Annotated in this window: 13 protein-coding genes; 8 read left to right on the top strand and 5 right to left on the bottom strand. The window is 45.4% G+C overall.

Annotated elements, in window-relative coordinates:
* Positions 1 to 71: 71 nt before the first annotated feature.
* On the bottom strand, positions 72 to 1,541 hold the full coding sequence (gene zwf, locus NYE28_RS12725; protein ID WP_012117935.1) for a glucose-6-phosphate dehydrogenase: 1,470 nt from the start codon (positions 1,539 to 1,541) through the stop codon (positions 72 to 74).
* Positions 1,542 to 1,749: 208 nt separating this feature from the next.
* On the opposite strand from zwf, the gene rnz reads away from it, so the two are divergent.
* Positions 1,750 to 2,676: a ribonuclease Z gene (gene rnz, locus NYE28_RS12720; RefSeq protein WP_160223164.1), complete on the top strand. Its 927-nt coding sequence runs from the start codon at positions 1,750 to 1,752 to the stop codon at positions 2,674 to 2,676.
* 75 nt (positions 2,677 to 2,751) lie between these two features.
* Complete coding sequence (gene rpmG, locus NYE28_RS12715) at positions 2,752 to 2,901, top strand: 50S ribosomal protein L33 (protein WP_003153246.1); 150 nt, start codon at positions 2,752 to 2,754, stop codon at positions 2,899 to 2,901.
* A 49-nt stretch (positions 2,902 to 2,950) separates the two neighbouring features.
* Here the strand turns inward: rpmG and NYE28_RS12710 are convergent, their stop codons facing one another.
* From NYE28_RS12710 to NYE28_RS12700, 3 genes are all read right to left on the bottom strand, one after another.
* Complete coding sequence (locus NYE28_RS12710; protein WP_012117933.1) at positions 2,951 to 3,724, bottom strand: alpha/beta hydrolase; 774 nt, start codon at positions 3,722 to 3,724, stop codon at positions 2,951 to 2,953.
* 113 nt (positions 3,725 to 3,837) lie between these two features.
* Positions 3,838 to 4,854 carry an NADPH dehydrogenase NamA gene (gene namA, locus NYE28_RS12705; protein ID WP_003153250.1) on the bottom strand — a complete coding sequence of 339 codons (1,017 nt, stop codon included), beginning with the start codon at positions 4,852 to 4,854 and terminating at the stop codon, positions 3,838 to 3,840.
* Positions 4,855 to 4,993: 139 nt separating this feature from the next.
* Entirely contained in the window at positions 4,994 to 5,317 is a 324-nt protein-coding gene (locus tag NYE28_RS12700) for a GlpM family protein (protein WP_032870644.1), read from the bottom strand.
* Positions 5,318 to 5,455: 138 nt separating this feature from the next.
* Here NYE28_RS12700 and NYE28_RS12695 point away from each other — a divergent pair, with 138 nt between their 5' ends.
* Positions 5,456 to 6,334, top strand: coding sequence for a LysR family transcriptional regulator (locus NYE28_RS12695; RefSeq protein WP_337681039.1), 879 nt, complete (start codon positions 5,456 to 5,458; stop codon positions 6,332 to 6,334).
* A gap of 333 nt (positions 6,335 to 6,667) precedes the next feature.
* On the opposite strand, the gene loaP is transcribed toward NYE28_RS12695, so the two are convergent.
* On the bottom strand, positions 6,668 to 7,198 hold the full coding sequence (loaP, locus tag NYE28_RS12690) for an antiterminator LoaP (protein WP_007408401.1): 531 nt from the start codon (positions 7,196 to 7,198) through the stop codon (positions 6,668 to 6,670).
* A gap of 733 nt (positions 7,199 to 7,931) precedes the next feature.
* Here loaP and fabD point away from each other — a divergent pair.
* From fabD to NYE28_RS12665, 5 genes are read left to right on the top strand one after another with little or no spacing between them, the layout of a single operon-like run.
* A complete protein-coding gene (gene fabD, locus NYE28_RS12685; RefSeq protein WP_337681040.1) occupies positions 7,932 to 10,190 on the top strand; it encodes an ACP S-malonyltransferase in 2,259 nt (752 codons plus the stop codon).
* A 40-nt stretch (positions 10,191 to 10,230) separates the two neighbouring features.
* Complete coding sequence (locus NYE28_RS12680) at positions 10,231 to 11,211, top strand: LnmK family bifunctional acyltransferase/decarboxylase (RefSeq protein WP_015240163.1); 981 nt, start codon at positions 10,231 to 10,233, stop codon at positions 11,209 to 11,211.
* Between the two features lie 24 nt (positions 11,212 to 11,235).
* Positions 11,236 to 11,508: an acyl carrier protein gene (locus tag NYE28_RS12675; protein WP_003153264.1), complete on the top strand. Its 273-nt coding sequence runs from the start codon at positions 11,236 to 11,238 to the stop codon at positions 11,506 to 11,508.
* Positions 11,505 to 12,869, top strand: coding sequence for a fatty acid--CoA ligase family protein (locus NYE28_RS12670; RefSeq protein WP_160223162.1), 1,365 nt, complete (start codon positions 11,505 to 11,507; stop codon positions 12,867 to 12,869). The genes NYE28_RS12675 and NYE28_RS12670 overlap by 4 nt, the downstream gene beginning before the upstream one ends.
* 14 nt (positions 12,870 to 12,883) lie before the next feature.
* On the top strand, positions 12,884 to 13,621 hold the full coding sequence (locus NYE28_RS12665; RefSeq protein ID WP_025284970.1) for an SDR family oxidoreductase: 738 nt from the start codon (positions 12,884 to 12,886) through the stop codon (positions 13,619 to 13,621).
* Positions 13,622 to 13,625 lie beyond the last annotated feature (4 nt).

The raw sequence follows: 13,625 nt of genomic DNA, 5'->3' as shown, positions 1-13,625 counted from the left end.
TATTGCGGGGGCTTTTCTAATATTAAAAACCGCGGGCCGTCATGAACGGCGCCGCGGTTTTTAATGTTTTCTTATATATTCCACCAGTGGAGACCGTCTTTTTCAAGAAGATCGTCCGAAGCTTTCGGTCCCATTGACCCGGCTTCATAATTCGGAGAAAGGGTTTTATCGGCTGCCCACGTTTCGGAAATCGCATCGACGAAATTCCATGAAAGCGCCACTTCGTCCCAATGGGCAAAGTTTGTCGCATCACCGAGCAGACAGTCATGGATTAATTTTTCATAGGCTTCCGGTGTGTTCATTTCGTCACTGCAGTTGCTGCAGTAATCCAGCTTAATCGGCTGAGCATGAGCGGCTCCGCCTAATTTTTTAGCGTTCAGATATAGTGTGATGCCTTCATCCGGCTGAATATGGATGACAAGCAGGTTCGGATTTACATTCGTTTCATTGCCGTAATAAAGGTTCATCGGAATGTCTTTAAATTGAACGACGATTTTCGTTGATTTTTCTTTCATCCGTTTCCCTGTGCGGATATAAAACGGAACGCCGGCCCAGCGGAAGTTATCGATTAACAGCTTTCCGGACACGAATGTTTCCGTATTGGAATCCGGTGCTACATTTTGTTCATCTGTATAGCTCGGTACAGCGTTTCCGTCAATCGTTCCCGCTTGGTATTGTCCGCGGACGAAGAAGTCACTCACTTCGTTTGGAGCGACAGGGCGGAGAGCTCTCAGCACCTTCACTTTTTCGCTGCGGATTTCTTCCGTGTTCAGTTTAATCGGCGGTTCCATCGCCAAGAGAGCGACCATTTGTAAAATATGGTTTTGAACCATGTCACGGAGTGCGCCTGATTTCTCGTAATATCTCGCACGATCCTCAACGCCGAGATCCTCACTTGACGTAATCTGGATGTTTGAGATGTAGCGGTTATTCCACAGCGGCTCAAACAGCGCATTCGCAAACCGGATGACTTCGATATTTTGAACCATTTGTTTGCCTAAGTAATGGTCGATCCGGTAAATTTGATCTTCCGTGAAAGCTTCGCGTATTTCTTTGTTAAGCTCTTTCGCACTCGGCAGGTCATGGCCGAACGGTTTTTCAATGACGAGACGGGACCAGCCATTTGTCGCTGTGACACCTTCGTTTTTAAGTGATTTTGCGATAGTGCCGAAAAACTCAGGAGCCATCGCCAAGTAAAACATTCTGTTGTTCGGGATTTCATATGTATGTTCAAGCTGATCAAGCAGGACATTCAGCTCCTGATAGGAACCCGGATTCGTTACATCAAACGGATGGTAATAAAAATGAGATGTGAAATCGTCTATGTCTTTTTGCCCGGCAGAAGAAACAGACGTTTTAACGGTTTCCCGGAGGTCCTCGTTTGACCAAGGTCTTCTTCCAACACCTACAACTGCAAACTCTTCACCAATTTGACCATTTTTATATAAACGGTGAATGGATGGGTAAAGTTTTCGTTTTGCCAAATCCCCTGTGGCACCAAATATTACAATTACTGCTTTTGGTTTGTCGTTTGTTTTCACTTAGAGTACCTCACTTTATCTGAAGCATGGTTTAAAACCCCGCATATTTCCTTCATTTTAAATCTAAAATTCGTTGAAAGCAAACATTTCAGCCTGTTTTTTGCGGTTTGCGGAAAAAAATTAATCAGGCCGGAGAAGGCCCGGGTGAATTCACATTTTCAGCCTGATCCTGTATCCTTAGTAGTACAAAGATCTAGGAGGAAGCATTGTGGAATTATTATTTTTAGGGACGGGGGCCGGCATGCCGGCAAAGACGAGAAACGTAACGTCCGTCGCGCTGAAGCTTCTTGAAGAAAGGCGTTCCGTATGGCTGTTTGATTGCGGAGAAGCCACTCAGCATCAGATATTACATACAACAATCAAACCGAGGAAAATTGAGAAGATTTTCATCACCCACCTTCACGGCGACCATGTTTACGGTCTACCGGGTCTGTTGGGGAGCCGTTCATTTCAGGGCGGTGAAGAAGAGCTGACGATTTACGGGCCAAAAGGCATTAAAGCCTTTATCGAAACAAGCCTGAACGTGACGGTGACTCATCTGACGTATCCTCTTACCGTACATGAAATCGAAGAGGGGACGGTTTTTGAAGATGAGCAATTCATTGTTACTGCAGCATCCGTCATTCACGGCGTGGAAGCGTTCGGCTACCGGGTTCAGGAAAAGGATATTCCCGGCGCATTGCAGGCCGGCAGATTAAAAGAAATGAATATCCCGCCCGGACCCGTCTATCAGAAAATCAAAAAAGGCGAAACGGTCACACTTGACGATGGCAGAATCATTAACGGGCGGGATTTTTTGGAACCCCCGAAAAAAGGGAGAATCGTCGCTTTTTCCGGGGATACGAGGGCATCAGAGCGGGTAACGGAGCTGGCGCGCAATGCGGATGTGCTTGTTCATGAAGCGACATTTGCCAAGGAAGATGCAAAGCTCGCACATAATTATTATCACGCGACGACAGAACAGGCTGCGCAAACGGCAAAAAAAGCAGGCGCCAAACAGCTGATCTTAACTCATATCAGCGCAAGGTATCAGGGTGAATCGCCGATAGAGCGTCTCGAACATGAGGCGAAAGCGGTATTTGAAAACAGTAAGATCGCATTTGACTTCATGGAGGTCACTGTGGAGCGGTCTTAAAAAATGGACGCTTGACATTTTTTTCTGGTGAGATATAATAAAACGTAATAATTACGATTTAAAGAGGTGAAAATGATGCGTGTGAATGTTACATTGGCCTGTACAGAGACAGGGGACAGAAATTATATTACGACGAAGAACAAACGGACGAATCCGGACCGGTTAGAAATGAAAAAGTATTCACCCCGGTTGAAAAAGTATACGTTGCATCGTGAGACAAAATAGATCACGATAACAAAAGCCATTGTGCCGTTGCACAATGGCTTTTGTTTTATCAGTTTACCGCCTGATAGGCAGGAGCATTCATTTGCTGGCGCACCGCGCACCAAACATCATAAATGGCAAGGTGGACGATGTGCGGTTCATCGTGGTGAATGGCATGAGAACTGTTTTTGGCCTGAATCCATCCGCTTTGATAAGAGACATCAAGCATGCTTCTGTGCAGTTTCACCCATTGTTCATGAGCGTGCTTTAAACGCTCATCCCGCTCTCCCGATGATAAAATCAACAGCGGCATATCGCCGAAATGAATCTGCTGATGCTTGATCTGACGAAGGCTCGTCAAAAATTCCGCGTGTGATCCTTCCAATATGAACTGTTTCAAATAGGCGGCTTTCATTTCTTCGGGAAGAAGCGGAAGCACTTTCGTCTCCTGATCTTCAGAAACCGGATCAAGCATCACCATCCCGAGAATATCCCGGCGGTTCCGGCTCGCCCAAAGTCTGCTGATAATCGCGCCGTATGAATGCGAGACGACAAGATAAGGAGGCTTAACGCCGGCCTTCAGAAGAAGAGCGTTTAATTCCTGTACCATGTGGTCCGCCGTTCTCTTGTTTCGGCTTTGTCCGCTTTTGCCGATTCCGGCTCTGTCATATGTGAAAACCCCAAATTCTTCATCTATGTCAGCGAGTAATGATGTCCATGTTTCAGAAGAAGTGCCGTAGCCGGCTTCAAAGACGATCGTCACTTCGCCGGCGCCTTTACGGTGTTTCGTATAAAACGGACACCCGTCAATCAGATATGTCCTTTCCATCCATGCTGCTTTCATTGGAGTCATCCCCTCTAATTGGTTCTATAGGGAAGACGGAGAAGCTTCGGCAATCGTTTCTCAAAAAAAAAAAAAAGAGACAGCCGGATCGAAAAACTCCGGCTGTCACTTCATCACCATGCTCTGTCGTATTGAACCGGTGACGGTATTTCAGTATTCAGCTGCTTCGCTGCACTCCTTGCAAAGTGCGGATCGCGCAGAAGTTCTCTCGCGACAAAAATAAGGTCAGCGCGGTTGTTTTGCAGAATTTCTTCCGCCATTGTTCCCGTCGTTATCAAACCGACGGCGCCTGTTGCGATTTCGGCCTGTTCACGGATTTTCTCTGCGAAGCTCACTTGGTAGCCTGGGAAGACATTAATATCAGCTTGAACGAGTGCGCCTGAGCTGCAATCAATGAGGTCGACTCCCTGTTCTTTCATCCACTTCGCAAAACCGATATGATCTGCAATGTCCAGCCCTTTGTCTGTATAATCCGATGCAGAAATACGGACAAATAGCGGGCCGTCCCAGACTTCCTTGACGGCTTCAATGGTCTCGCCTAAGAAGCGGTAGCGATTTTCATGTGAGCCTCCGTATTCGTCTGTACGGTGATTGGACAGAGGGGACAAAAATTCGTGCATTAAGTAGCCGTGTGCCGCATGAAGTTCAATAATATCAAAGCCGGCTTCTTTCGCGCGCGCCGCTGCCTGTTTGAATTCCTGAATGGTTTCTTTAATTTGTTCTGTCGTCATTTCAGCCGGTGTTTTGGACTGCTCATCGAACGGAATGGCTGACGGAGCGTAAATGTCTCCCTCAAGCTCAGCTTTACGTCCGGCGTGCGCAAGCTGAATGCCGATTTTAGATCCTTGCGCTTTCACTTGTTCCGTCAGTTTGGCAAAACCTTCGATATGATCATCGCTCCAAATGCCCAAATCCTGATCGGAAATGCGCCCCTGAGGATTAACGGCTGTCGCTTCCACGATAATCAGGCCGACCTGTCCGATTGCACGCGATATGTAGTGCGCCATATGAAAAGGTTGCAGTTTTCCGTCCTTCTCATGTGAGGAATACATGCACATCGGTGCCATAACAATACGGTTTTTGATCGTTACATCTTTAACGGTCCATGGTGTGAATAATTTTCTGGCCATTTATTTCGCCTCCCGGAATGTTTTTAGACATTGATTATAACAACTCATGATCATTCAGTCATATAAACTGCTCACGACTGAGCGCATTGTTATTATTGTTCTGGACGGGCATTTTTTTATACACAGCGTGGCCGTATCTTCATAACAGGCATTTACAGCCGATCATATAGCAAATATAGATGAGAAACGCACCGATGACTGCGTGGCCACCTTTGAACCAGTTTGTCAGGATGAAAATACTGCTGATGAAGATCACTGCGCCGAAGGCACCGAATATTCCGTTTTTTTGAGCGGCTCTGAAATCGTCGGCGCTCATATTTTTCAGCTGCAAGTGAATATTCAGTAACGTCATGATCGGCAGCAATGTAATAACGCCTGATAAAAATAAGTATTTCGATTTGCTTAAATACGCGGCGGCCACCATAACGGTGCCGCCGATAAAAAATTGAATGAGAAAACTCATGCTGAAACGCTCACCTTCTGTTTGTGATCAAGTATAATGATGGAGACATTGCCATTTTATTTTTGATTGATGTATAAGTAAACTAAATATAACTAATGCATTGGATAATAAAGAATGATATCTGGGAGATGAAGCCGGTTGGTTTTAAAGAAGCATTTAGCCTTTATTAAAACGGTTGAAAGCGGCAGCCTGACCCAAGCCGCTGCCATATTGAATTACACACAGCCGAACATCAGCCAAATGATCAGTAAATTAGAGGAAGAGTACGGTTTTCCGCTTTTGATCAGACAGCGGCATGGAGTGAGGCCCACCGCAAATGGCTTGAAAGTGTTACATATTATGAAGGAAATTCAAAAAAACTATGAAAAACTGTCTGAAACCGTTGATAATATTAATGGGTTAGAAAGAGGGGGAGTCCGGCTCGGCACTGTTACGAGCGTGGCGGTAAAATGGCTGCCGAAAATTTTGAGGGAATTTAATGAGCTGTATCCTTCCATTAAGGTGCATCTGTTTGAAGGAAATTCTACTGAACTGGAAGAATGGCTGAAAGATGATCGGATTGATGCGGCGATCGGGACATCCCACAGCGAGAAGTGGCATTTTTACCCGTTGGCAGAGGATCCGATTGTAGCGGTGATGAGCCCGCAGCATGAATTGGCGCAATGTGAAACGGTTCCGTTACATGTCATGGAGTCCGTCAAATGTATCGTGCCTTATCCGGAGACACATTTTGATGTGCTGAAAGTGCTGAAGGAAGAAAAGATTACGCCGCGGGTCGCTTATCAAATCAGAGGGGATGAAGCGATTATTGCAATGGTGCGGAACAATCTGGGGATCAGCATCTTGCCGCAGCTTTTGGTGAATGATTGTGATGTGCTCATCAAACGGTTTGACCGGTATGTCTCCAGGCAGCTCGGCATTTTGACAGCTCATGCAAAGGAGACGCAGACACCTTCTGTCCAGAAACTGATTCAATGCATACAAGAATGGGTTGCGGTCCGTCAGGCTTCTGTCTGAAGAAGCCTGATATGCGTTTAAGCCGGTTCAGCATAATAGACCAGCATAAAATATGTCACCGGTTCATCCGAGGAATTAAAATAACTTTGCGGCATCGCCCGAAGTCAGCACATGCTTTTCGTCATGAAGCTCAACCGTCAATTCACCGCTCTTGATTAAAATGTATCTTCCCCTAAATGTGATTTTGCCTCATGGGCGCAGCCCGGCTTCAGGTCAACTATGTCAAAAAGTCTGACCGTGACGGTGGTGAGCGGGGTTATTTTGATGTCGGGCTTTCGTTTGTATATAAAAAGGGCATCAACGGCACATGCTGTTGATGCTTTTTTTGATATGCTAGGGTTTGGAGAGCACTTCAATTCCGACGTTGACCATTTTGTCCAGTCCCATAAAAGACAGGCAGATTTTGGCGCGTCTTTTTCTTTTATCGATCTTTTTAATAATGCCTTCCATTCCTTTAAGAGGCCCTGAGGCAACGGTTACTTTTGAATTTTCAATATAGACTTTTGAATAATCTACAGTGTCTCCTTCTCCGATCAGCCTAATGATAGGGAGGATTTCTTCATCCTTAATTGTCGTGAAATAGGTTTTACGCTCTTTGGAATAATATGCGCCGTTATTCACGATTCTGCATGAAATGGGGAGTTCTTTGATTTTATGAAATGTCCGCTCTGTCATCTTCGTTTTAAACAGAACATATCCCGGAAACATCTTTTTGAGTGCCTCGTATTTGATTCCGGCTTTTCGTTCTGTGACTTTTTTCTTGGGTATGATTGAGTAGAGAGCCTGCTCATCAAACTGCAGACGCAGAAATTTTTGAACTGTTTCTTCTTTTCCGGACTCTACAAAAAGTGCGTACCATTTCATGACTGGGTCCTCCTTAGAATAATAAGAAATTATTATACAAAGAAAGTATTTAATGGATAGTATTTAAAGTGATTAAAAATTTTTCTAATTCGTCTTTTTTTTACATAATATATGAAAATGAAAAATAAGTATAGACCCAATTGACAGAGAAGCGATGAATTTTCTTTGACATGAATAGGGTTCAGGGAATTATCTGACATTTATCCCGAAACAATTATGCCGACTGTCCACCGAACATAAAACTGTGAAATAAATGTCAGAAAATAATGAAATAATTCCTTGACATTATTATCTATAAATTGATATTATTCTCTTTAAATAGCAACTATTTGTTAAATTTATTAAATTGATGTAAAGCACCTATTAAATTTCAATCGCTGTTTCGGCACGTTGAAGAGGAAATAGGGATTATAAAAATGATTGTAGTGTATATATCTACATATACATGATAAGGGAGAAGTGTGCCGTCATGGCTGTTTTCGGGCATATTGGCACTGCAGCTTGTCATGCGAAACATTCAGTAAACAAGCAATATGTTTTAATATAAATTATGTTAGGAAAGGAAAACACAATGCGTTTGCGATTTTTAAACCTGTGCTGAATCGCAAACGCGTTTGTGTTTTTATTTTTATGCCGGTGTTTACACCAGTCAATATATGAAATAAGAGACGTTTTTGTATGGAGATCCACATGTGATATACAAAATTGGCGATGCGGAAAGGATGAGGATAAGATGCTTACGTTTGTGTTCCCGGGGCAGGGTTCTCAATTTAAAGGAATGGGAGCCGGACTGTTTGATGAATTTCAAGATCTGACACGTCAGGCTGATGACATATTAGGCTACTCTATAGAAGAATTGTGTCTGGAGGATCCGAATCACCAGCTGGGGAAAACGCAATTTACCCAGCCGGCGTTATATACGGTGAGTGCACTCAGTTATTTAAAGAAAATGAAAGAGTCCGGCAGAGAGCCTGATTACGCCGCAGGGCACAGTTTAGGAGAATATAATGCGTTATTTGCGGCCGGCTGCTTTGATTTTGAGACCGGTTTGCAGCTTGTGAAAAAAAGAGGGGAGCTCATGAGCAAGGCAGCTCCCGGAGGCATGGCGGCGGTTTTGGGGTTTACCGCTGAACAAGTAAAAGAGGTTCTATCCGATTATCATCTGACCGGCATTGATATCGCTAACCACAATTCACCTTCGCAAATTGTGATCGCCGGAACGAAACAAGACATTGAAAAAGCGGGCCCCGTCTTTGAAAAAGCCGGCGTGAGAATGTACCTTCCTTTAAATGTGAGCGGCGCCTTCCATTCCCGCTATATGAAAGATGCTGAAAAAGAGTTCGCGGATTATTTAGAAGAAACGGCGTTTTTGCCTCTTCGTTTTCCGGTGATCTCAAATCTTCATGCCGCACCTTATAAGAATGATGAAATCAAAACAAATCTGACTTTGCAAATGACCAATCAGGTAAAGTGGACGGACACGATACGCCGTCTGATGGGACTTGAAAATAATGAAATTGCAGAAGTCGGGCCCGGGGAAGTGCTGACAAAACTGACGCGTCAGATTAAAAAAGATGCCGTCCCATTACCTATGCCGAAAGAAGAGTCTGATACTGCTGATGTTAAAGCATCGGCAGCTGATCCGCAAAAAACGGCGGGAATGAGATTAGGGAACGAAGATTTTAAAAAAGATTATAACATCCAATATGCTTACATGACGGGCTCCATGTACAGGGGAATTGCTTCGGAACAGATGGTCATTAAAGCGGCAAAAGCGGGAATGCTGGGCTTTTTCGGAACGGGCGGATTGAGTATCGAACGGATCGGACAGGCCATCGGAACCATCCGGTCTGCACTGCGGCAAGGGGAAACATTCGGAATGAATCTTCTTCATCATATGATGTTACCTGACAAGGAAGTCAGAATGATAGATTTATATTTGAAAAACGGCATTCATCTTATTGAAGCATCGGCATTTATGGGCATAACCCCCGCTCTTGTTATATACAGGGCAAAGGGATTAAGCAGGAATCATGACGGGTCGGTGTCAGTTCAAAACAAAATCATCGCGAAAGTATCCCGGCCTGAAGTCGCTGAGGCCTTTCTGAATCCGGCTCCGGCTCATGTGCTGGAAAGACTTGTGTCTGACAATCGGCTGACAGCCGGGGAAGCGGCGCTTGCAAAAGAAATTCCGATGGCTGATGACATTTGCGTTGAAGCGGATTCAGGAGGGCATACCGACCAAGGGATTCCGTATACATTAATGCCTGCTATGATCAGACTCAGAGACCGCATGATGGAGAAGCACGGTTATGCGAAAGAAGTAAGAATCGGCGCAGCGGGCGGCATCGGCACTCCGGAAGCGGCTGCTGCCGCGTTTCTGCTCGGCGCCGAATTTATCGGAACCGGTTCTATTAATCAATGCACGGTCGAAGCCGGGACAAGTGATTCAGTGAAAGATCTGCTTCAGGAAGCGAACGTGCAGGATACGTCATACGCTCCCGCGGGAGATATGTTTGAAGCGGGAGCAAGGGTGCAGGTGCTGAAAAAAGGCCTGTTTTTCCCGGCAAGAGCCAATAAACTCTTTGACTTGTACAGACAATACAATTCTTTAGATGAAATAGATGAAAAAACGAAAACATTAATTGAAGAAAAGTATTTCCAGCGCAATTTTGAAGAAGTGTATGAGCAGTTGAAACGTGATAAATCTCCTGAGCAGATCGCCAAAGCCGAACAGAATCCGAAACACAAAATGGCGATGGTATTTAAATGGTATTTTTCTCATACGACAAGGCTCGCTCTGGAAGGAAAAAGCGAAAGTAAAATAGATTACCAAATTCATTGCGGTCCTGCGCTCGGCGCGTTTAATCAATGGGTGAAAGGAACCCCGCTTGAAAATTGGAGAAACAGGCATGTCGATCTGATCGGCAAACAGCTCATGGAAGAAACAGCCGGCCTTCTTGCGCAAAGGCTGGTATCGATTACAGGCTGAGTATGACCAGCCATTACATTTTTTCTGCGGAGGACAGACCATGCTGATTGAAAATCATGAATTAACGATGAGCCATGTCGGGTTAGGGAATTTGAATGAGTACGCGCTGCTGCTGTTATTCGGAAACGCACACAGTCACCATTTAACGGACGGAACGGGATTCCGGCCTGATCAGATGGCCGATCACCAAGGGCTGATTTTGTATCCGGCTTATTTTATGACACATCTCAAAGTTCCTTCAGATCAGCCTCTTGATCAGTACCGATTATGGGACGAGGTTTCCGTCGGAGTCGATATCTCCCGGTTTGGAGAAACCATATTAGAATCTGATTATTTGTTCGGGCCGAAAGGAGCGGTCAGCTCTGATAAAAGCGAGTGGGACCGGGGACGGTTTCCTTCTATGAAAGCCAATAGTTTAATTGTCGTCGACGTCACACAAACAGAAGGTTCGACGCGCAAAGTCTCAGCGCCTAAGGCTGAATGCATTGCGGAACTTTCTAAGCTAGCCAAGCCGCCTTACGCCCTGATGCGGTCAAAGAAAATCAGAACGGACGCCTTCGGTATGAAGCCGGGCAATCTCAAAACAGCAGACCCCGTTTCATATCGGGTTCCTGTTGATCAGGATGCTGCGCCCGGGCATGCCATGGTGTTTGCGAAATTCAGCAAGATAATGGATGCGGCGGAATTTGAATGGATGACGCGCCGGTCGAAGCCGGGTTTTCCGGTTTCAATCGCGCGGCATTTATTTTTGCTTGAAAGAGAGACGTATTATTACGGAAATTGTTTTGCAGATGAAGAGCTTGATATTTATATGACGGGACACATTGAAGAATGCGATCCCGACTTTCACGGTGAGTCCCTCGGTATGATCTCAGTGGCGAAAATCAGCTATCAGATTGAAGTCTATATGAAAAGAAATCATACATTGCTGGCCATTTCCAAGGTGGACAAGCTGCTGGCGGTGCCGACCTCTTCACAAGATCATATTCCGGATTATAAGCGGGTCATCAGAAGTCTATAAAATGAAGAATGGAGCTGAAAGCAAATGGAACAAACCAAGGAAATGAAGCAGATCATCGCTCAAATCATTCAGGACATTCAAGAACAGCAGTCATATCGGGCCGTCGAAGCGGGAGATGATGTGAGAGTCATAGAGGATCTGGGCTTCTCATCACTGGATATCGCTCAATTAGTCGCACAGATGGAGATGGAAACCGGAGTAGATCCTTTTTCCCAAGGAGAAACAATTTCAAGCATTACAACCGTCGGCAGCATTTGTGATATTTATCAAAAATATATGGACAGTGCTCAATCATGAAAACAGAAAGCGGGGGAGATATCAGCTGGGTGACTGATAAGCTTAGGGAAACGCAAGACAGTGAGTTTCTCATTTTTAAAGGGCAGACTTTTACGTATGATGATTTGCTGGCACGAATTAGCTTTTTTCAGAAAGAACTTGAACAAAACGGAATACGTGAAGGAGAATGTGTGGCGCTTATCGGGGATTATTCCCCGAACGCTATTTTTTTGCTGATGGCGCTTTTGTTAAACCGAAATATCGTTGTCCCTCTCAGCAATGAATCAAGGGAAAAGCATCTCGATATGTTTGAAGACGCGAAAGTGAATCAAATCATTGAAATAAATGAAAATGACAGCTGGACGCTTCGTGAAGGTTCTGAAAGCGCCTCTCACCCTCTGCTTGATGACCTGCGCGAGAGAGAGGAGTCAGGCATTATTATTTTCACATCGGGAACTTCCGGCAAAAGCAAAGCATCCGTGTTAAGCGCCGGCCGGCTGCTTGAAAAATATAAAACGGCGAAGAGAAAACCGCTACGTACGCTCATTTTTCTGAAATTGGATCATATCGGCGGCATTAATACGCTGTTTGCGATTCTATTTAACGGGGGAACCATCGTCACATCAGACAGCAGAACGCCGGAGTCCGTTTATCAGGCGGTCGACAAGCATGCTGTCCAAGTGCTCCCCGCCACCCCGACCTTTTTAAACATGCTGCTGATGTCCAAGGCGGATGCCGGCTATAACCTCTCTTCACTCCGGCTGATCACTTACGGCACAGAACCGATGCCCCAATCAACGCTGCGCGGCATTCACCGGCTGTTTCCGGATGTACGGCTGAAACAAACATACGGATTAACTGAACTGGGTATATTCTCAACGAAATCAAAAGACAGCCAATCCACTTGGATGAAAGTGGGCGGTGCCGGAACAGAGACCAAAATTACCGGAGGCACGCTTTGGGTCCGTTCTGAGTCCGCGATGCTCGGCTATTTAAACGCACCGTCACCTTTCGATGAAGACGGCTGGTATGACACCGGTGACCAGGTGGAAACAGACGGCGAATATATAAGAATCCTTGGAAGAAAGAGTGAAATCATTAATGTGGGCGGAGAGAAAGTGTTTCCGGCAGAGGTGGAAAGCGTCTTTCTGGAGATACCGAATGTCCGGGATGTTCTCATAACAGGCAGAAAAAATCCGATTACAGGCGAGATTGTCGCGGCAGAGGCCGTGCTCGAAAAAGAAGAAGATATCAAATCTTTCAGAAAGCGGGCCGTAGCTCATTGCAAACAGAAGCTGCAGCCATATCAGATACCGCAGATCATCTCTGTTACAGATCGGAAACTGTCTAATGATCGATTTAAAAAAATAAGAAACGTGTAAAACAGGAGGCAAATATGAATAACGGAAAAGTAGCGGTCGTCAGCGGAGGAAGCCGGGGGCTGGGAAAAGCGATTGTACAGACGCTTTTGGATGAGGATTACATAGTAGCCGCTTTCAGCCGCAGTGAATCTGATTTTATTAACACATTGAGAGAGAGTGAAAAGTACCGCGGCCGCTTTTATTGGGAAGCGGCGGATGCGGCGGATGATGCCGCCATGAAACAGTTTGTTCTTCAAGTATACCGCAAGTTTTCCAGAATAGACGGCTTGGTCAATAACGCCGGTTTGAACCTTGATCAGCTGCTGCCCCTGACCAATGATGAAGACATTGACCGCATCCTCAATCTGAATATCGGCTCAGTCATCAAGCTGACCCGGAACGTTTCCCGTGTCATGCTGAAACAAAATTCCGGATCAATCGTTAACATAAGCTCCATTATCGGCTCAAGAGGATTTAAAGGCACTTCAGTCTACAGTGCATCCAAAGCGGCTCTTGACGGCTTGACGCGAAGCCTGGCCAGGGAGCTCGGGTCTAAAGGAATCCGTGTCAATTCTCTTGCGCCCGGTTTTGTGGACACCGATATGACGAAAAATATGCCGGAAAAACAAAAATCACAGATTATCAGAAGGACGCCGATGGGCCGTTTAGGCGAAACAGACGATATGACCGGACTCGTTCGTTTCCTGCTTTCTCCTGAATCGTCCTTTATGACCGGACAGACAATGGCAATAGACGGCGGATTAACTTGTTAAAGCA

The sequence above is a fragment of the Bacillus sp. FSL R5-0443 genome (assembly GCF_038608285.1).
Lineage (GTDB): Bacteria > Bacillota > Bacilli > Bacillales > Bacillaceae > Bacillus > Bacillus velezensis.
The sequence above is the reverse complement of the archived record's forward strand: the minus strand, read 5'-3'. Positions and strand labels throughout refer to the sequence as shown.

Coding starts and splice junctions, on each gene's coding strand:
- rpmG (WP_003153246.1), top strand. CDS start 2,752: ATGCGTGTGAATGTTACATTGGCCTGTACAGAGACAGGGGACAGAAAT.
- NYE28_RS12710 (WP_012117933.1), bottom strand. CDS start 3,724: ATGAAAGCAGCATGGATGGAAAGGACATATCTGATTGACGGGTGTCCG.
- namA (WP_003153250.1), bottom strand. CDS start 4,854: ATGGCCAGAAAATTATTCACACCATGGACCGTTAAAGATGTAACGATC.
- NYE28_RS12700 (WP_032870644.1), bottom strand. CDS start 5,317: ATGAGTTTTCTCATTCAATTTTTTATCGGCGGCACCGTTATGGTGGCC.
- loaP (WP_007408401.1), bottom strand. CDS start 7,198: ATGAAATGGTACGCACTTTTTGTAGAGTCCGGAAAAGAAGAAACAGTT.
- fabD (WP_337681040.1), top strand. CDS start 7,932: ATGCTTACGTTTGTGTTCCCGGGGCAGGGTTCTCAATTTAAAGGAATG.
- NYE28_RS12680 (WP_015240163.1), top strand. CDS start 10,231: ATGCTGATTGAAAATCATGAATTAACGATGAGCCATGTCGGGTTAGGG.
- NYE28_RS12675 (WP_003153264.1), top strand. CDS start 11,236: ATGGAACAAACCAAGGAAATGAAGCAGATCATCGCTCAAATCATTCAG.
- NYE28_RS12670 (WP_160223162.1), top strand. CDS start 11,505: ATGAAAACAGAAAGCGGGGGAGATATCAGCTGGGTGACTGATAAGCTT.
- NYE28_RS12665 (WP_025284970.1), top strand. CDS start 12,884: ATGAATAACGGAAAAGTAGCGGTCGTCAGCGGAGGAAGCCGGGGGCTG.